At 69.3% G+C, this 17,974-nt stretch carries 17 protein-coding genes; 7 read left to right on the plus strand and 10 right to left on the minus strand.

Annotated elements, in window-relative coordinates; all coding sequences use genetic code 11:
- Positions 1-13 precede the first annotated feature (13 nt).
- The 3 genes from ACFYWX_RS11515 to ACFYWX_RS11525 all read left to right on the plus strand — a co-directional run bounded on the left by ACFYWX_RS11515 (position 14) and on the right by ACFYWX_RS11525 (position 3,765).
- Positions 14-1,777, plus strand: coding sequence for a serine/threonine-protein kinase (locus ACFYWX_RS11515; RefSeq protein ID WP_389423769.1), 1,764 nt, complete (start codon positions 14-16; stop codon positions 1,775-1,777).
- A 36-nt stretch (positions 1,778-1,813) separates the two neighbouring features.
- Positions 1,814-2,821: an NlpC/P60 family protein gene (locus ACFYWX_RS11520; protein ID WP_389424074.1), complete on the plus strand. Its 1,008-nt coding sequence runs from the start codon at positions 1,814-1,816 to the stop codon at positions 2,819-2,821.
- A 236-nt stretch (positions 2,822-3,057) separates the two neighbouring features.
- Positions 3,058-3,765: a phosphatase PAP2 family protein gene (locus ACFYWX_RS11525; RefSeq protein WP_389423770.1), complete on the plus strand. Its 708-nt coding sequence runs from the start codon at positions 3,058-3,060 to the stop codon at positions 3,763-3,765.
- A 172-nt stretch (positions 3,766-3,937) separates the two neighbouring features.
- Here the strand turns inward: ACFYWX_RS11525 and ACFYWX_RS11530 are convergent, their stop codons facing one another.
- Positions 3,938-5,485, minus strand: coding sequence for an FAD-binding oxidoreductase (locus ACFYWX_RS11530; RefSeq protein WP_389423771.1), 1,548 nt, complete (start codon positions 5,483-5,485; stop codon positions 3,938-3,940).
- Between the two features lie 68 nt (positions 5,486-5,553).
- Positions 5,554-5,724 (minus strand): hypothetical protein, encoded by a 171-nt coding sequence (locus tag ACFYWX_RS11535; protein ID WP_389423772.1) that lies wholly within the window; start codon positions 5,722-5,724, stop codon positions 5,554-5,556.
- A gap of 141 nt (positions 5,725-5,865) precedes the next feature.
- Between ACFYWX_RS11535 and ACFYWX_RS11540 the strand changes: the two genes are divergently transcribed.
- Together ACFYWX_RS11540 and ACFYWX_RS11545 are read left to right on the plus strand one after the other, a co-directional pair.
- Complete coding sequence (locus ACFYWX_RS11540) at positions 5,866-6,714, plus strand: hypothetical protein (RefSeq protein ID WP_389424075.1); 849 nt, start codon at positions 5,866-5,868, stop codon at positions 6,712-6,714.
- A gap of 113 nt (positions 6,715-6,827) precedes the next feature.
- The gene (locus tag ACFYWX_RS11545; protein WP_389423773.1) at positions 6,828-7,001 is read left to right on the plus strand and encodes a hypothetical protein; all 174 of its coding nucleotides are present in this window, start codon (positions 6,828-6,830) and stop codon (positions 6,999-7,001) included.
- A 63-nt stretch (positions 7,002-7,064) separates the two neighbouring features.
- On the opposite strand, the gene ACFYWX_RS11550 is transcribed toward ACFYWX_RS11545, so the two are convergent.
- Positions 7,065-7,406, minus strand: a complete 342-nt coding sequence (locus ACFYWX_RS11550; RefSeq protein ID WP_389423774.1) for a metal-sensitive transcriptional regulator — start codon at positions 7,404-7,406, stop codon at positions 7,065-7,067.
- A gap of 213 nt (positions 7,407-7,619) precedes the next feature.
- Between ACFYWX_RS11550 and ACFYWX_RS11555 the strand changes: the two genes are divergently transcribed.
- Positions 7,620-8,240, plus strand: a complete 621-nt coding sequence (locus ACFYWX_RS11555) for a DUF47 domain-containing protein (RefSeq protein WP_389423775.1) — start codon at positions 7,620-7,622, stop codon at positions 8,238-8,240.
- Positions 8,241-8,247: 7 nt separating this feature from the next.
- Complete coding sequence (locus tag ACFYWX_RS11560; RefSeq protein ID WP_389423776.1) at positions 8,248-9,246, plus strand: anion permease; 999 nt, start codon at positions 8,248-8,250, stop codon at positions 9,244-9,246.
- A gap of 115 nt (positions 9,247-9,361) precedes the next feature.
- Here ACFYWX_RS11560 and pstB read toward each other — a convergent pair whose 3' ends face one another.
- The 7 genes from pstB to ACFYWX_RS11595 all read right to left on the minus strand — a co-directional run bounded on the left by pstB (position 9,362) and on the right by ACFYWX_RS11595 (position 17,820).
- Positions 9,362-10,138, minus strand: coding sequence for a phosphate ABC transporter ATP-binding protein PstB (gene pstB, locus ACFYWX_RS11565; RefSeq protein WP_389423777.1), 777 nt, complete (start codon positions 10,136-10,138; stop codon positions 9,362-9,364).
- Positions 10,139-10,203: 65 nt separating this feature from the next.
- Complete coding sequence (gene pstA, locus ACFYWX_RS11570) at positions 10,204-11,265, minus strand: phosphate ABC transporter permease PstA (protein ID WP_389423778.1); 1,062 nt, start codon at positions 11,263-11,265, stop codon at positions 10,204-10,206.
- On the minus strand, positions 11,262-12,269 hold the full coding sequence (gene pstC, locus ACFYWX_RS11575) for a phosphate ABC transporter permease subunit PstC (protein ID WP_389423779.1): 1,008 nt from the start codon (positions 12,267-12,269) through the stop codon (positions 11,262-11,264). The genes pstA and pstC overlap by 4 nt, the downstream gene beginning before the upstream one ends.
- 133 nt (positions 12,270-12,402) lie before the next feature.
- Positions 12,403-13,533 (minus strand): phosphate ABC transporter substrate-binding protein PstS, encoded by a 1,131-nt coding sequence (gene pstS, locus ACFYWX_RS11580; protein WP_389423780.1) that lies wholly within the window; start codon positions 13,531-13,533, stop codon positions 12,403-12,405.
- A 222-nt stretch (positions 13,534-13,755) separates the two neighbouring features.
- On the minus strand, positions 13,756-14,187 hold the full coding sequence (locus ACFYWX_RS11585; RefSeq protein WP_389423781.1) for an NUDIX hydrolase: 432 nt from the start codon (positions 14,185-14,187) through the stop codon (positions 13,756-13,758).
- Positions 14,188-14,351: 164 nt separating this feature from the next.
- On the minus strand, positions 14,352-15,497 hold the full coding sequence (locus tag ACFYWX_RS11590; protein ID WP_389423782.1) for a CHAD domain-containing protein: 1,146 nt from the start codon (positions 15,495-15,497) through the stop codon (positions 14,352-14,354).
- A complete protein-coding gene (locus tag ACFYWX_RS11595) occupies positions 15,478-17,820 on the minus strand; it encodes an RNA degradosome polyphosphate kinase (RefSeq protein WP_389423783.1) in 2,343 nt (780 codons plus the stop codon). Before ACFYWX_RS11595 ends, ACFYWX_RS11590 begins: the two co-directional genes overlap by 20 nt.
- Positions 17,821-17,974 lie beyond the last annotated feature (154 nt).

The following is a 17,974-nucleotide window of genomic DNA, read 5'->3' on the forward strand; positions in this document are numbered from 1 at the left end:
ACATGGTCATTCAGTGGACGCACTGAAGGCTCAGGACCCCGCGCGGATAGGCGCACACACGCTCCTCGCCCGGCTCGGCGCCGGCGGCATGGGACAGGTCTACCTCGGACGCTCGCCCGGCGGGCGGCTCGTCGCGATCAAGGTGATCCGGGACGAGATCACCGACCATCCCGAGGCGCTGGCGCGGTTCCGGCGCGAGGTGGAGACGGTGCGGGCGGTGCGGAGCGCGTACACGGCGAACCTGATCGACGCGTCGTTGGATGCGGCGCCGCTCTGGCTCGCGACCGAGTACGTTCCCGGGCCGACGCTGAGCAAGGCAGTGGGGGAGCGGGGGCCGTTGCCCGCTGAGAGCGCGAGGCGGTTGTTCGCGGCTCTGGCCGAGGCCTTGGCCAGCGTGCACCGGGCCGGCGTGACACATCGGGACCTCAAACCGCAGAACGTGATCCTCTCCCCACAAGGGCCTGTGCTCATCGACTTCGGTATCGCCCGCGGCGCGGCGGACACGGCCCTGACCCAGACCGGGCTCGCACCGGGAACGCCCGGGTACACCGCACCCGAGGTGATCATCAGCAATCAGGTCGGAGCGGCCGCAGACGTGTTCGCGCTGGGGGCGACGCTGGCGTATGCCGCGACGGGCAGACCGCCTTTCGGGTCCGGGCCGACGCACGCGGTGTCGTACCGGGCCGTCCACGAAGACATCGACACCCACGGCGCCGAGCCGGAACTGGCCGAGCTCATACGGGAGTGCGTGGCCAAGGATCCCGCTCAGCGGCCCGGGCTGGACACAGTCATCGCACGCTGTGTGGTGACCTCCGCGCTGACCGACGATCCGTTCTACGGGCAGCTCGCCGACGGCGTCGAGTCCGTGCCGGAAAACCTGGCGGCCGCCGTGGCGGCCGGGCTGGTTCCGCCAGGGCACGGAGCGCCGACGCCGCCGGCGTACGCGCCGACCGCAGGGCCCGGTTATGTGCCGACGGTTGCTCCGGGGTACGTGCCGACGCTCGCGCCGTCGACGCCGACGGCCGCCTCGGAGCGGCGCCGGTCGCGTCGTACGCCTTGGCTGGTGGCCATCGCGGTCGCGGTGGTGGTGGGGACGGCCTCCGCGGTGGTGCTGAGAACGTTGGACGGGAGCGGAGGATCCCGGGCGAAGGACGGGGGCTCGTCCTCGTCCACGTCCTCGTCCACGTCTGCGACTGCGAGCGCCGCGTCGCAGAAGGCTCCGGACTACATCCTGAACGACCGTATTTCCAGGGACTACTGGACCCTGTCGACCGATCCCGGCGATGCCGCCCACGGCATCGGCTCGTGCAAGCAGGTCGGGGCCGTCAGCGCGCCGGAGGAGCTCCAGTACGGCGTGGACGACGCCGGTGATCCCGACTCGCCCACCGTCAAAGAACAGGCGAGGATCACCTTCCGGTTCAAGTACGCCGAGATCAACAAGACGAAGCCCGAGCCGTACTACGTCTCGGTGGGCGTGAAGCCACCGCACGAGATCGACTCCGACACGGGCAAGCCGTACGAAGTGATGATGGAGAGCAAGAACATCGGCTACACGAGCAAGCCCCTAGACATCTACAAGTACTGGAAGGGTGGCAAGTACGTAGAACTGACGTATCCCGACGATTTCCAGAGCCACTACCCCAAAGGCCAGGTCGATCAGGCGATTCCCGTGGCCAACGACCCGGGGGACTGGACTGCGGTCTTCTACCACGTCAAGGGCAGCCCGACCGACTACGAAAGCGTCGGTTGCACGGGATTCCGCGTGGGAAGCTCATAGACTGACGCGGGCGGAATCCCGGTGGGCGAGGGGCGGCTGACGGTGCGTAAGACGTGGATCGTGGCGGGTGCCGCCGTCGCGGCGGGGCTCAGCTTCGTGATGGTGCTCGTCGTGGGCGTGTACCTCGTTGCCGGGAACCTGGTCAACGGCGCGAGCGGCAAGAGTGTCGGGCTGGCCAAGGGAGCGGTACCGGCCGCGTATCAGGCGCTCGTGCAGAAGTGGGGCAACCTCTGCTCTGCGATCAACCCCGCGCTGCTCGCCGCCCAGCTGTACCAGGAGAGCGGATTCAACCCGAACGCCAAGAGTCCGGCGAAGGCTGAAGGAATAGCGCAATTCATCCCGGGGACGTGGGCATCGCACGGGATCGACGGCGACGGCGACGGCGACCGCGACGTGTGGGATCCGAATGACGCGATTCCATCTGCCGCGAAGTACGACTGCACCCTCGCCTCGTACGTGAAGAACGTGCCCGGCGACCCGACCCACAACATGCTCGCGTCCTACAACGCGGGGTCCTACGCGGTCATCAAGTACGGGGGCGTTCCGCCGTACAGGGAGACCCAGAACTACGTGAAGACGATCACGACTCTGGAGAAGAGCTTCGCCGCCCCCGTCACCCGGGTGGATCCCTCGCAGCAGGCCGCCGGCGCCATCTACTACGCGCAGAAGAAGCTCGGCACGCCGTACCTGTGGGGTGGCACCGGTACCGCTGAGCAGGGCGGACGGTTCGACTGTTCCGGGCTGACGCAGGCCGCGTACAAGAGTGTCGGGATCACGCTGCCGCGCGTGGCGAACGATCAGTACAACGCCGGGCCGCACCCCTCGCGGGACGAGTTGCTGCCGGGGGATCTGGTGTTCTTCTCGACCGACCCGAACAACTCACGGGCCATCGACCACGTGGGGATCTACGTGGGCGGCGGGTACATGATCGACGCGCCTCGGACGGGGGCGGTGATCCGGTTCGACCCGATCGACACACGCAAGTACTTCGGCGCCACCCGGGTGACCGAAGATGGCGCGAAAGCGCTCCCCACGAACGTCTGAACCGGGCGGTAACCCACCGTCTGAGCTGCAGTGATGGGTCTCTCTTCGATAACGTCTGAGTGATCATTCGGTGGAGAGTGGAACGTATCAACGGGGAGCGTGCGTTCCTGTTGTCGTAGCCGGTCGTACGTACGGAAACGGTCGCGGAAAACGGTCTACGCACCACGGGGGTGGTTGCAGGAAGGGCGCACGCGTGATGTGTGCCGGGCAGAACACGACGAAGGGGCCGCAGCACCATGGCTGGACTCGCCGAATCCGGGTCGAACCCCGACGTCGACCTGCTCTATGACATCAACGGACTCGCCAAGGACGCGCCGCACTGGTTCGACCGGGTGGTCGAGTTCGTGGGCGAGTACGGGCTGCTGCTCGCGATGATCCTGCTGGTGCTGGGGTGCTGGTGGAGTGTGCGGCGGCGGGGCGCGGAGGATGCGGCGTCGTCGGTGGCGGCGCTGGTGTGGGCGCCGTTGGCTGCCGCTGTCGCCGTGCTGGTGAACGTGCCGATCCGGGGGTTCGTGGAGCGGCCCCGGCCCTTCTTCGACCATCAGGGGCTGGAGGTTCTCGTCTCCGGCAAGACCGACTACTCGTTCGTGAGCGACCACGCGACGATCACCATGGCGATGGCGGTGGGGTTGTTCGTCGCGAACCGGCGGTTCGGGGTAGTTGGTATAGGGGTTGCGCTGCTTGAGGGGTTCTGCCGGGTTTACATGGGTGTGCACTATCCGACGGACGTCGTCGGGGGGTTCGCGCTCGGGACGGCCGTGGCGTTGCTGTTGTCTCCGGTGGCGATGGCCTTGTTGACGCCGGTGGCCAAGGCGGTGGAGCGGTCGCCGAGGGTTGGGTGGGTGATTCGGGCTCGGGGGCGGTCGTACGAGGGGCAGGGGTCGGTGGTTTCGGGGGCGCGGGGTGAGCGTGTGGGGGCTGAGGAGAGGGACCTCGCCGCGTAGGTGCGCCGGGTTGGTGCGGGCGGCGGGGTTTCGCTCGCCGGCGCTTGCCGGGTGCCGCTGCGCCCACCCTCCCCCACTCTCGGCTTCGCTCGCGCGGGGGGACCCCCATCGCCCCAGCGGCACGACTGCCCGCAGCTAGGACGGGCTGCGGCTGCCCGCAGCTCAGCGTCTCCTACAGCGCCTGCGGGTACGTGAAGAAGCGGTTTGGGTCGTACTGGGTCTTCAGTTGCTTCAGGCGGGTTGCCGCGTCGCCGTAGTAGGCCTTGCGCCAGTCCGTCAGGGTGGGGTCCGTGTAGTTCTGGTAGGCCGCGCCGGAGGCGTGGGGCTTCATGGCGTTGTGGGCGGACGTGAGCCAGGACTGGGCCGCCGTGCCGGTCGTGCCCGAGCGCCAGGAGGCTATGTACTGGGCCAGCATGCGGGAGCGGCGGTGGACGAAGGCCGTGGCGGTGGGGGAGACGCGGTTGACCGCTCCGCCGAGGGCGGTGAGGGCGATGCTGCCCCCGCCGCCTCGGACGTCCTTGACCTGCTTGAGCAACGTCTGGATGCCCGCGGCCGAGATCGAGCGGTCGAAGAAGTCGGAGCGGGCCGCGTACGTCTCGCGGCCCAGCTTGCCCTGCGGGGAGCGTCCGGGTGTGGAGCCCGGCAGGTGGCACTGGGCGTCCGTGGAGAAGGACGAGCAGCCGGCGTAGATCTCCATCGCCTCCTCGTAGCCGCGGCGGCGCAGGGAGACGCTGGTCGCGGGGGAGCCGACCCGGTCCGCGAGGCGGTCCACGGCGTTCTTCAGCTCGCCGTACGTGCCGATGGAGAACGCGGCGACCGACACCCTGGGCGTGCCGCCGGCCGAGTTCTCCAGGTGCAGGGAGGACCAGATCTCGTCCGGCTGGCTCGGGCCCCACTCCTGCCAGGCCTTCACCACCGCGGCCGCCTTCGCCCAGGGCCAGGACAGATAGCCCGTGACCGCCTGCGGGGCGGGGTGGGTCTTGAAGCGCAGCTCGGTGACGACGCCGAAGTTGCCGTTGCCCGCGCCGCGTAGCGCCCAGAAGAGGTCTTTGTGGTCGGTCGCGTTGGCGGTGATCTGCTTGCCGTCCGCGGTGATCAGCGTCGCCTGGGTGAGGCTGTCGCAGGTCAGGCCGTAGGCCCGGGAGACCACGCCGTGGCCGCCGCCGAGGACCAGGCCGGAGACACCGACCGTGGGGCAGGAGCCCGCGGGGATCGTCACGCCCTTCGCGGCGAGCGCGCGGTAGACGTCGATCAGCTTGGCGCCGGCGCCGACCACCGCCTCGTTGCCGGAGGCGCGCACCCCCTTGAGCCGGGAGACGTCGACGATCAGGCGCCCGTCACCGGAGGACCAACCGGCGTAGGAGTGGCCGCCGTTGCGGATGGCGACCTTGACGCTGTGGGCGCGGGCGTACGACAGGACCGTGCGGATGTCCGCCGCGTGCGCGACGTAGGCGACCGCCGCCGGCTTCAGCGCGTCGAAGCGCGTGTTGTACAGCTGGTGGGCCGTGGCCCAGGAGGCGTCACCGGGGCGGATCAGGGAGCCGTCCAGGTCTCGGGCGAGGGCCGCCCAGTTGGCGGCGGCTGTGGCCGCGGTGGTCCGCAGTGAGGCGTGGGACCTACTCGTCCCGTTGTCGGCGCTGCCGCCGTTGCCCTGGCACGCGGCCGTCGCGACCCCCGCGATCGCGGCCGCGCCGCCCCCGATGAGAATACGTCGTTCCATGTCGTGCGCCTTCCGTCGGCCTCATGGAGCGAGACGGGACTTCGGCGCCCAGGGTTCCATGGAGGGGCTCAGCCTGTCGTGTGGGTCTTCGCGTCCGTCCGCGCCTGACTTCTCGCCCGGCGGGCCGGGCCGCGCCAGCCGCAGGTACAGCGAGCCAGGCAGAAGGGGCCCTGCTCGACGGTGGTGGTGCGGTGCTCCTGGTCGGTCCGCGAAGGGGCCGCCCTGTCCTGCTGCGTCACTCTGACAAGCTACCCACCCCCGGTAAAGGGCTTGCATGTCCGGTGCAAGCCTTCGGCCACGCGTGACGGCGCTCCCTACCCGTCGTTAACCGGAACGGCAGGAGGTCCGTGACGAACGTACCGGCTGGGGGTCGGCGGGCGATGACGCAGCGGCAGGGGCAGCACAGACGGACGGTGGGCGGGGCTGTCGTCGTGGCGGGGCTGGTGGCCTGCGTCTGTGCCGGCGCCGGTGGGTGCTCCGGCAGCGGGGCCGCCGTCGAGGACGCGCGCGCCGCGGGCAACCCGGTCGAGACGCTGCGCCACGCCGCCGACCGGCTGGTGGCCGCCGGTACGTCCAAGGCCCGTACGTCGATGGAGATGGCCACCGGCGGGACCCGGGTGACCATCCGTGGCCAGGGCGTTTACGACTACCGCAAGCAGCTGGGGCGGTTGAGGGTGGTGCTGCCGCAGGACCCGGCCGGCGCGACCGAGCACCGGCCCATCACCGAACTCCTCGCACCGGGCGCCCTGTTCATGAAGCACCGGGGCGCGGGGGTGCCCGACGACAAATGGGTGCGGGTGGAGACGGCGACGCTGTCCGACGGGAACCTGGTGACCGGCGGGGCCACCGATCCGTTCGCCGCCGCGGAACTGCTGCGCGGCACCCGCACGGCGACGTACGTGGGCGAGACGGAGGTCGCGGGAGCCGAGGTGCGGCACTACCGGGGCACCGCCGACCTGGCCGAGGCGGCGCAGGACGCCTCTGAGGGTGGCCGAAAATCGCTGTCGGCGGCAGCGAGAGGGTTCGCCACGGCGCGGGTCCCGTTCGACGTCTACCTCGACGACCAGGGTCGCATCCGCAAAGTCCGGCACCGGTTCAGCTTCGTCAACGGACAGCACAGGAGCGCCGTGGCGGTCGCTTCGACGACCCTGCTGTACGACTTCGGGGCCTCCGTCGACGTACGGCTGCCGGAGTCGGGCGACATCTACGCCGGGCGGATCGCCGAGTAGTGAGGGAGGAGTAAGGGTTTTCCCCAGGGTCGGGAGAACTAGCCCGTCCGTGCCATGCGCGGTGTGTAGGCCGCTCCCTACTCTAGGAAGTCGGTGACGGCAGAGAAGAGGTGATGCACGTGGCTCCGGTCGGCGGTACGGCAGTTCAGGACCACGTGGCCCTCGCCGAGATCGAGCTGTGCGGAGACCTGATCATCGCGGCCTCCGCGGCCCAGGACCGGCTCAGTCTTGAGAGCATCGACGAGGTGCTGAGAGTGGCCGAAGAGCGAGACGCCTCCGGCGGTTGAGCCGGGGGCGCCCCTTCGGATCCCGGTGCACGGCGGGCGGACGCAGGTGCACGGCAGGAGGACTCAAGTACGCAGCAGGCGTCCGATCGCCTTCGTCGCCTCCGCCACCTTCGCGTCGATCTCGTCACCGCCCTTGACGGCGGCGTCGGCGACGCAGTGGCGCAGGTGTTCCTCCAGCAGCTGCAGGGCGAAGGACTGCAGGGCCTTGGTGGAGGCGGACACCTGGGTGAGTATGTCGATGCAGTAGACGTCCTCGTCGACCATGCGCTGCAGGCCCCGGATCTGGCCCTCGATGCGGCGCAGACGCTTGAGGTGTTCGTCCTTCTGCTTGTGGTACCCGTGCACCCCGCGGTCGTGATCGGGAGTGGCGGAGGGCGCGGCTGCGCCGGCCTCGGTGGTCGTCATGGCGTCCTCCTGTGAACAGACGGCGGGCAGCTGGTGAACAGATTGCAGACATATACCCCTGGTGGGTATATGTTAGCGAAGTTTGCCGGGTAGGGGACCCTTGGCCGGAGTCACTCTGCCCGATGGGCGACACTGATGGACGGCCCGTTCCCGTGGCCGGATGATGCACCTAGCATCACCCTGACCGAAACCGATGCATCTTGAGGACCCCACGTGCGCTTTCGTCTGACCCCCAGGGAGACGAGCTTCTACGACATGTTTGCCGCGTCCGCGGACAACATCGTCACGGGCTCGAAACTCCTGATGGAATTGCTCGGGGCGGACACCGCCGGCCGGGCCGAGATCGCAGAGCGTATGCGGGCCGCCGAACACGCCGGTGACGACGCCACACACGCGATCTTCCACCAGCTGAACTCCTCGTTCATCACGCCCTTCGACCGCGAGGACATCTACAACCTCGCGTCGTGCCTCGACGACATCATGGACTTCATGGAGGAGGCCGTCGACCTGGTCGTCCTCTACAACGTCGAGGAACTGCCGAAGGGTGTCGAGCAGCAGATCGAGGTCCTGTCGCGAGCCGCGGAGCTGACGGCCGAGGCGATGCCGAACCTGCGGACCATGGAGAACCTGACCGAGTACTGGATCGAGGTCAACCGCCTCGAGAACCAGGCCGACCAGATCCACCGCAAGCTGCTCGCCCACCTCTTCAACGGCAAGTACGACGCGATCGAGGTGCTGAAGCTCAAGCAGATCGTGGACGTGCTGGAGGAGGCGGCGGACGCGTTCGAGCACGTGGCGAACACGGTGGAGACCATCGCCGTCAAGGAGTCCTGAGCCCTTCATGGACACCTTCGCACTGGTCGCGACCATCGGCGTCGCGCTCTTCTTCACGTACACCAACGGCTTCCACGACTCGGCGAACGCGATCGCCACATCGGTCTCGACGCGGGCGCTGACCCCCCGGGCGGCGCTCGCCATGGCCGCTGTGATGAACCTCGCAGGTGCCTTCCTGGGGTCCGGCGTCGCCAAGACCGTCAGTGAGGGCCTGATCGAGACGCCCCAGGGCTCGAAGGGGATGGGCATCCTCTTCGCGGCACTGGTCGGCGCGATCACGTGGAACCTCGTCACGTGGTACTTCGGTCTGCCGTCGTCGTCCTCCCACGCGCTGTTCGGCGGCATGGTGGGGGCGGCGCTCGCGGGCGGGACGACGGTGTACTGGGACGGCGTACTGGAGAAGGTCGTCATCCCCATGTTCGTGTCGCCGGTCGTCGGTCTGCTCGCCGGCTACCTGGTGATGACGGCGATCCTGTGGATCTTCCGGAAGGCCAACCCCCACAAGGCCAAGCGGGGCTTCCGCATAGCGCAGACCGTGTCGGCGGCCGGAATGGCGCTCGGGCATGGTCTGCAGGACGCGCAGAAGACGATGGGCATCGTGGTGATGGCGCTGGTCATCGCCGATGCCGAGAGCTACGGCGACCCGATCCCGGTGTGGGTCAAGATCGTGTGCGCCGTGATGCTGTCGCTCGGCACCTACGCGGGTGGCTGGCGGATCATGCGGACGCTCGGACGGAAGATCATCGAGCTGGACCCGCCGCAGGGATTCGCGGCGGAGACGACCGGCGCGTCGATCATGTTCACCACGGCGTTCCTGTTCAAGGCGCCGATCTCCACGACCCATGTCATCACCTCGGCGATCATGGGCGTGGGCGCCACCAAGCGGGTCAACGCGGTGCGGTGGGGCGTCGCCAAGAACATCGTCCTCGGCTGGTTCATCACCATGCCGGCGGCGGCGATCGTGGCCGCGGTGTCGTTCGGGATCGTGAACGTGCTGTTCTTGTAGCCATCGCGGGTATGCGACGGGCCCGCCCCCCGGGAGCCGGGGGGCGGGCCCTTTTTCGGCCTCGCGGTGGCACCGCCATGCAGCACCGCGAGGGGTCTTTTGCCGGCGGAGAGGCTCAGCCGAAGCGGCCGGAGATGTAGTCCTCCGTGGCCTGGACCGACGGGTTGGAGAAGATGCGCTCCGTGTCGTCGATCTCGATGAGCTTGCCGGGCTGGCCGACGGCGGCGAGGTTGAAGAACGCCGTGCGGTCCGAGACACGCGCCGCCTGCTGCATGTTGTGCGTCACGATGACGATCGTGAAGCGTTCCTTCAGCTCGCCGATCAGGTCCTCGATGGCGAGCGTCGAGATGGGGTCCAGGGCCGAGCAGGGCTCGTCCATCAGCAGCACGTTCGGCTCGACCGCGATCGCGCGGGCGATGCACAGGCGCTGCTGCTGACCGCCGGACAGACCCGAACCCGGCTTGTTCAGGCGGTCCTTCACCTCGTTCCAGAGGTTCGCGCCCTTGAGCGACCGCTCGACGATGTCGCCGAGCTCGCTCTTCTTGTAGCTGCCGTTCAGGCGCAGGCCCGCCGCCACGTTGTCGAAGATCGACATCGTGGGGAACGGGTTCGGGCGCTGGAACACCATGCCGACCTCGCGGCGCACGGAGACCGGGTCGATGCCGGCGCCGTACAGGTCCTCGTCGTCGAGGAGCACCTTGCCCTCGACGCGGCCGCCCGAGGTGACCTCGTGCATACGGTTGAGCGTGCGCAGGAACGTCGACTTGCCGCAGCCGGAGGGGCCGATGAAGGCCGTCACCGAGCGGGGCTCGACGGTCATCGAGATGTCCTCGATCGCCTTGTGGGAGCCGTAGTAGGCGGTGAGTCCGCTTACGTCGATTCGCTTGGCCATGATTACGTCACTTCCAGGATCAGTCGCTGAAGGGGTCCCGCCCGGCGGAGCCGGAAATTGTCGCTTTAGCGACCGGTCTTGGGGGCCTTCCAGCGGGCGATGCCGCGGGCCACCATGTTGAGGATCATCACGAAGGCGATCAGCGTGAGGGACGCAGCCCAGGCACGGTCGTACGCCGCCGTCGAACCGGCGCTCTGTGAGTACTGCTGATAGATGTACAACGGCAGCGACGCCTGCGCACCCTCGAAGGGGTTGGCGTTGATGAACGGGTTGCCGAAGACGAGCAGCAGGACCGGAGCGGTCTCGCCGGCGATGCGGGCGATCGACAGCATGATGCCGGTGGTGATGCCGCCGATGGAGGTCGGCAGGACCACCTTCAGGATCGTGCGCCACTTCGGGACACCCAGGGCGAGGGACGCCTCGCGCAGCTCGTTCGGGACGAGCTTGAGCATCTCCTCAGTGGAGCGGACCACGACCGGCATCATCAGGATCGCGAGGGCGAGCGAGCCGGCGAAGCCGAAGGGCTGCATGTCGAACATCAGCATCAGGCTGAGGATGAACAGACCCGCGACGATCGACGGGATGCCGGTCATCACGTCGACGAAGAACGTGACGGCCTTGGCGAGGTTGCCGCGTCCGTACTCCACCAGGTAGATCGCGGTGAGCACGCCGATCGGGGCGCCGATCAGGGTGGCGAGACCCACCTGCTCCAGGCTGCCGAGGATGGCGTGGTAGATGCCACCGCCGGGCTCGGAGTCGGCGACCACACCCATGGAGTGGGTCAGGAAGTAGACGTCGAGGACCTTCACACCGCGCTGGATGGTGGTCCAGAGCAGGGAGACCAGCGGGACGACGGCGAGCAGGAAGGCGACCCAGACGAGACCGGTCGCGATGCGGTCCTTGGCCTGGCGGCGGCCCTCGACGCGCGCGGCGATGCCGTACGTCCCGACGAGGAACAGCAGGCCGGCGATGAGGCCCCACTGGACCTCGCTGTCCAGCCCGGCGGCGAGGCCGATGCCGACCGCGAGGGCGAGGGAACCGGCGGCGATGGCCCAGGGGGACCACTTCGGCAGGCGGGCGCCTTGCAGGGTGCTGGGGCGCTTGTCGGCGACAAGTGCGTTGCTCATGCGTTGGCCCCCGAGTACTCCTTGCGGCGGGCGATGATCGCGCGGGCCGCGCCGTTGACCAGCAGGGTGATGACGAAGAGGACCAGACCGGACGCGATCAGCGCGTCCCGGCCGAACTCCGTCGCCTCACTGAACTTGCTGGCGATGTTCTGGGCGAAGGTGCCGCCGCCCGGGTCGAGCAGGCTGGCCTGGATGACGAAGCTCGGGGAGAGCACGGTGGCGACGGCCATCGTCTCGCCGAGCGCGCGGCCGAGGCCGAGCATCGACGCGGAGATCACACCGGAGCGGCCGAAGGGCAGGACCGCCATGCGGACCACTTCCCAGCGGGTGGCGCCGAGGGCGAGGGCCGCCTCTTCATGCATCTGCGGGACCTGCCGGAAGACCTCACGGCTGACGTTGGTGATGATCGGCAGGATCATGATCGCCAGCAGGATGCCCACGGTGAGCATCGAGCGCGGGGCACCCTCCTCCCAGGAGAAGATGCCGGTCCAGCCGAGGTAGTCGTTGAGCCAGCCGAAGAGGCCGTTCATGTGCGGTACGAGGATCAGCGCGCCCCAGAGGCCGTACACGATGGAGGGCACCGCGGCGAGCAGGTCGATCACGTAGGCGATGGGACCCCTCAGCTTGCGCGGGGCGTAGTGCGTGAGGAAGAGCGCGATGGCGACGGCGATCGGGACGGCGATCACCATGGCGATGATCGAGGAGACGATCGTGCCGAACGCGAGGACCGCGATGCCGAAGACCGGCGGGACGGCGCCGGTGTTCCACTCGAAGGTCGTCAGGAAGTTGCCCTCGTCCTTGCCGATGGCGAGGGAGGCCCGGTAGGTGAGGAAGACCGCGATCGCGGCCATGATCACCAACAGCAGGATGCCCGACCCACGGGTGAGACCGAGGAAGATCCGGTCACCGGGTCGGGTGGCGCCACGGGCCGCGCGCTTCTGCTCGGCCTCGGACGGCGGCGGGAGTGGGGGAGGGGATTGTGGTTTCTGTGTCGATATGTCCATCGGGTTCTCCGGTCTGCGGAGCCGCTCCGTCGAGCGGCTCGGGCGGGGCCGGAAAGGTGTGCGGCCCCTGGCGGCGGTGCACCGGACGGTGCGGTCCGGTCCCGGTCTCCCGGTTCCGGACCGCACCTTCAGATCAGCTCAGGCCCTCGATGGTGGTGCGGACCTTGGCGATGATGTCGGCGGGGATGGGGGCGTAGTTGATGCCGGAGAGAACGCCCTGGCCGTCCTCGCTGGCGATGTAGCGCAGGAACGCCTTCGTCGCGGGCAGCGTGTCGGCCTTGTTGCCCTTGTCGCAGGCGATCTCGTAGGTGACCAGGGTGATCGGGTAGGCACCGTCGGCCTTGGTCGCGTAGTTCAGCTTCAGCGACAGGTCGCTGCCGGTGCCGACGACCTTGGCGTCCGCGATGGCCTTGGTGGCACCGTCGGAGGAGGCCGCAACCGGGGCGGAGGCGCCCGTGTCGATGGCGACCGTGCCCAGACCGTCCTTGGCGTACGACAGCTCCATGTAGCCGATCGCGCCGTTGGTCTGCTTCACGCCCTGGGCGACACCGGAGGAGCCGGACGCGGACTGGCCGCCGGGGGCGGTCCAGGCCTTGCCGCCCTCGTACTTCCAGTTGTCCGGGGTGGTGGCGATCAGGTACTTGGTGAAGTTGTCCGTGGTGCCGGACTCGTCCGAGCGGTGGAACGCCTGGATCTTGAGGTTCGGCAGCTTCGCGTCCGGGTTGAGCTTCTTGATCTGCTCGTCGTCCCAGGTCTTGATCTTGCCGCTGAAGATCTTGGCGATCGTCGGGGCGTCCAGGACGAGCTTGTCGACGCCGTCCAGCTTGAAGGCCACGGCGATCGGGCCGCCGACCATCGGCAGGTCGATGCCCTGGCCGCCCTTGCAGATGCTCTTGGAGGCGGTGACCTCTTCGGGCTTCAGCGCGGAGTCGGAACCGGCGAAGGCGACCTGGCCCTGGGTGAACGCGGTGACGCCGGCACCGGAGCCGCCGCCCTTGTAGTTGATCTGGACGCCGTTGCAGGCCTGCGTGAAGGCCTTCACCCAGGCGTCGATCGCGTTCTTCTGCGCCGACGAGCCGTCGGCGAGCAGCTGGCCCTTGGCGTCGTCACACTTGACGTTGCCGGCGGGGGCGGAGGCCGCGGCGCTGCCGCCGCTGCTCTTGCCGCCGGTGTCGTCGGAACCGCACGCCGTGAGGGCCAGGGCGCCGGAGACGGCGAGAGCACCGAGGGAGAGGGCCCGCCGGTTCATGCGCTGAAGCTTCACTGAGGGAGATCCTTCCAGGAGCCGCCGTCCTGAATTCGGCGGCGTGCGAAAGTCTGTGTTGTGCGGACGCGTCCGGGTGGGCGCGGTCCGCACCGCGTAAGGCCGAAATTAGGCAGATCAGGTGAAGGCGCCGAAGGCCGTAAATGAACGCGGGGTGAACCCCTGTAGACGGTGTGGTTAGGTCACGGAACGCTTACGTCGAGGACACGGCGCGATCCCGGACTATGCCAGGTGCAGTTGGTTCAGCAGGGCGTCCACGAGAGTGCGGTCCCTCGGCTGGGTGAGGCGGGCCCGCGCCGCCGTGGGCGGCAGCCAGAGGATGCGGTCCACCTCGGCGTTCGGGGTGAACACACCCTCCAGGGCCTCGGCCGCCCAGTAGCGGACCTGCTTCGGGCGGCCGTTCGCGACGTAGTGCACGGTGGGCAGCTCCGCCCCGGGCACGGCCCGGTAACCAGTTTCCTCCTCCACCTCCCGCAGCGCTCCCGCAAGAGGGTCCTCGTCCCGCTTCAGCTTGCCCTTGGGGTGCGACCAGTCGTCGTATTTAGGCCGGTGGACGAGGCAGACCTCCAGCTCGCCGTCGACCGGGGAGCGGCGCCACAGGACGCAGCCGGCCGCCTGCACGGTGGTGTCGTTGGTGTCGTTCCTGTCGGTCACCGGGGTTCACCGCCTCTGGAGATCGGTGTTTCCTTCAGGTGGTACGGACGTTTTTTCAGGTGGTGCAGAAGCTTTCAGGTGGTACGGGTGCTTCAGGTGGTACGGGTGCTTCAGGTTGTACGGGTGCTTCACGTTGTACGGGTGCTTCAGGCGGTAAGGGCGCTTCAGGTGGTGCGGACGCTTTCCTGCTGCCAGGAGCGCTGGAACGCGAACCTCGCCGCCTCCACCTCGTGCCGCTGGTCGGCGTGGAGCACGCCGAGCGCGTACGCCGTCGCCGGGGCGATGCGCGGGGTCCGGGCGGCCTGCGCCGCGGCCGCCGCCGCCTCCGAGGCGTCCCGGTGCCGGTTGAGGGACTGGCCCGCGGCGAGCAGACGTACGTCCATGGTGGAGTTGCCGCCGCGCAGCACCTCCAGGGCGTAGCGGTGCAGGCGCAGCAGCAGGCGGACCTGGTGCCAGGGCGCGTCCTGCGGATGCGGGGCCGGGTCCGGGGACAGGCCGTGGATCAGGGCCTCCGCGTTGTAGGGGTGGCCGGCGGTCACCAGGGGCAGGGCGGTGACCGCGTCGGTGAGGCGCTCCTCCGCGGCCCTGGCGAGAGGGCGCAGGTCGGCGGTGGCGGCGGCGGTGGTCAGGGGGACCTCGCTGGCCAGTAAGGCGACCTTGTCGGCGACCGCGTGGAATCGGCTGGAGCCCAGGGCCTGGAGGGCGGTGGAGTGGGCCCGGGTCCGGGCGAGGGTGAGCTGGCGCTCCAGCAGGGCTCCCGCCTTGGCGGCGCCCACGGTGAGGTTGCCGCGTTCGGGGGTGGGCGGTGGGGTGGGCGGGCCGGCGTTGCCGGGTGCCGCCCCAGCGGAACGACTGCCCACGGCTACGCCGTTCGACCGGCTCGCCTCGATCGCGCCGACCGGGCTCGAGGCGCGACGCCCCGCCGTCCCGTCCGGCTGCGCCGGCAGTACGCCCGCCCCCGACAGCCGGTGCAGCGCCAGCAGCAGGCGCTCGAGGCGGGCCTCGCAGGCGTGCTCAAGGGCCAGGGTGCCGGAGAGCCAGGCCAGCTCGGGGCGCATCTCCTCGGACCACTCGGCATCCAGCAGCGGGCGGAAGGTGTGCAGGCTGGCGCTGATGCGACGGGCCGAGCGGCGCAGGGCGAGCGCCGCGTCGACGGTCCCCTCCGCGCCGCCCGAGGTGCCACCGGTCTCCCGGTGCAGCCGCAGCGCGCGGAGGAACTCCGTGGCCTGTCCCCGGAGGAAGCGCGCGAGGGCGTCCCCGGTCACCGGCCCGGTGGTGGGGTCCGTCGGGTCAAGGTGTTGCTGTGCCACGCCGGCGCCTCCGGGCGTCTATGAGCATCTCCTGGACGTTGCGCAGGGGCTGGCCGTCCCCGTCGGTCGCGTGCCGGGTCCACTCGCCGTCCGGGCCCAGGTGCCAGGACGCCGTGCCGTCGGACATGCCGGTCTCCAGCAGCCGGTTCAGGGCCGCCCGGTGCGCCGGGTCGATGACCCTGACCAGGGCCTCTATACGGCGGTCCAGGTTCCTGTGCATCATGTCGGCGCTTCCGAACCACACCTCGGGCTCGCCGCCGTTGCCGAAGGCGAAGACACGGGAGTGCTCGAGGAAGCGGCCGAGGATGGACCGTACGCGCATGTTCTCGGACAGGCCGGGGACGCCGGGCCGCAGCGCGCAGATGCCGCGCACCCACACGTCCACCGGCACGCCGGCCTCGGACGCGCGGTACAGGGCGTCGATGAGCGCCTCGTCGACCATCGAGTTGACCTTGACCCGGACGAACGCCGGACGTCCGGCACGGTGGTGCTGGACCTCCTTGTCGATCCGGGCGATCAGGCCGTCCCGCAGCGACTTGGGGGCGACCAGCAGACGGCGGTAGGTCTCCCGGCGCGAGTAGCCGGAGAGGCGGTTGAACAGGTCCGAGAGGTCCGCGCCGACCTGCGGGTCCGCCGTCAGCAGGCCCAGGTCCTCGTACAGGCGGGCCGTCTTCGGGTGGTAGTTGCCGGTGCCGACGTGGCTGTAGCGCCGCAGCGTCTCGCCCTCCTGGCGCACCACCAGCGACAGCTTGCAGTGGGTCTTCAGGCCGACGAGGCCGTAGACGACGTGGCAGCCGGCCTCCTCCAGCTTCCGCGCCCACTTGATGTTGGCGTGCTCGTCGAAGCGGGCCTTGATCTCGACCAGGACGAGGACCTGCTTGCCCGACTCGGCGGCGTCGATGAGGGCGTCGACTATGGGGGAGTCGCCGGAGGTCCGGTACAGGGTCTGCTTGATCGCGAGGACGTCCGGGTCGCCGGCCGCCTGCTCCAGGAACGCCTGCACCGATGTCGAGAAGGAGTCGTACGGGTGGTGCAGCAGCACGTCCCGGGTGCGCAGCGCGGCGAAGATGTCCGGCGCGGACGCCGACTCGACCTCGGCGAGGTCGCGGTGGGTGCCGGCGACGAACTTCGGGTACTTCAGCTCCGGCCGGTCGAGGGAGGCGATGCGGAAGAGGCCCGTGAGGTCCAGGGGACCCGGCAGCGGGTACACCTCGGCCTCGCTGATCTTCAGCTCGCGCACGAGCAGGTCGAGGACCTCGCGGTCGATCGACTCCTCCACCTCCAGGCGCACCGGCGGCCCGAAGCGGCGCCGCATGAGCTCCTTCTCCAGGGCCTGGAGCAGGTTCTCCGCGTCGTCCTCCTCGACCTCCAGGTCCTCGTTGCGGGTGAGCCGGAAGGCGTGGTGTTCCAGGACCTCCATGCCCGGGAACAGCTCCTCCAGGTGCGCGCCGATGACGTCCTCGACGGGGACGTAGCGGCCCGGGGAGCTCTCCAGGAAGCGGGACAGCAGCGGCGGCACCTTCACCCGCGCGAAGTGCTTGTGGCCGCTGACGGGGTTGCGGACGATGACCGCGAGGTTGAGCGAGAGACCCGAGATGTACGGGAAGGGGTGCGCGGGGTCGACCGCCAACGGGGTCAGGACCGGGAAGATCTGGTGCCGGAAGAGCGTGAAGAGGCGCGCCTGCTCCTTCTCCGTCAGCTCGCTCCAGCGGACCAGGTGGATGCCCTCCTCCGCGAGGGCGGGGGCGACGTCCTCGTGGTAGCAGGCGGAGTGCCGGGCCATCAGCTCGCGCGAGCGGGCCCAGATCATCTCCAGCACCTCGCGCGGCTGGAGGCCGGAGGCGGAGCGCGTGGCGACCCCCGTGGCGATACGGCGCTTCAGACCGGCCACCCGGACCATGAAGAACTCGTCCAGGTTGCTGGCGAAGATCGCGAGGAAGTTCGCTCGTTCGAGGAGGGGGGTGTTGGGGTCCTCGGCGAGTTCCAGGACACGCTCGTTGAACGCGAGCCAGCTGCGCTCCCGGTCGAGGAAACGACCCTGCGGCAGCTGGACCCCGCCCTGCTGCGACTCCTCGTACGCGTCGAGGTCGGCATCGATGTCGGGTTCGAGGTCGGAGACCGCGGCCGCGACGGTGTGCGGGCGGTGCGCGGCTATGGAGCCCACGGAGGGCTGCGGGTGCTGGACCTGTGCCTGGGTGTTCTGCTGGCTCATGGACCCATTCTTCCGCGCCAGCAGCGAGACGGGCGCGTCGGAAGCTGCGGGCGGGAGCGTGGCGGCGTTTCCCTCGGGGGGCGGCGAGGGCTCAGGCGCGACGGGGTTCATTGACTGAGCGTCGCAAGTTCGTCTGAACCGATGGTTACGGAGACATGGCGTTCGGGATATCGGCGGACGGCTCGCGGGGGTGCACGCGCGCGTGGAGGGGCATTTTGGGCGCGCTCTCGGGGGTGCGCTTTCTGGGTGGCTTCCCGGGGTGCCT

Origin of the sequence: Streptomyces sp. NPDC002888, assembly GCF_042888465.1 — a bacterium.
Lineage (GTDB): Bacteria > Actinomycetota > Actinomycetes > Streptomycetales > Streptomycetaceae > Streptomyces.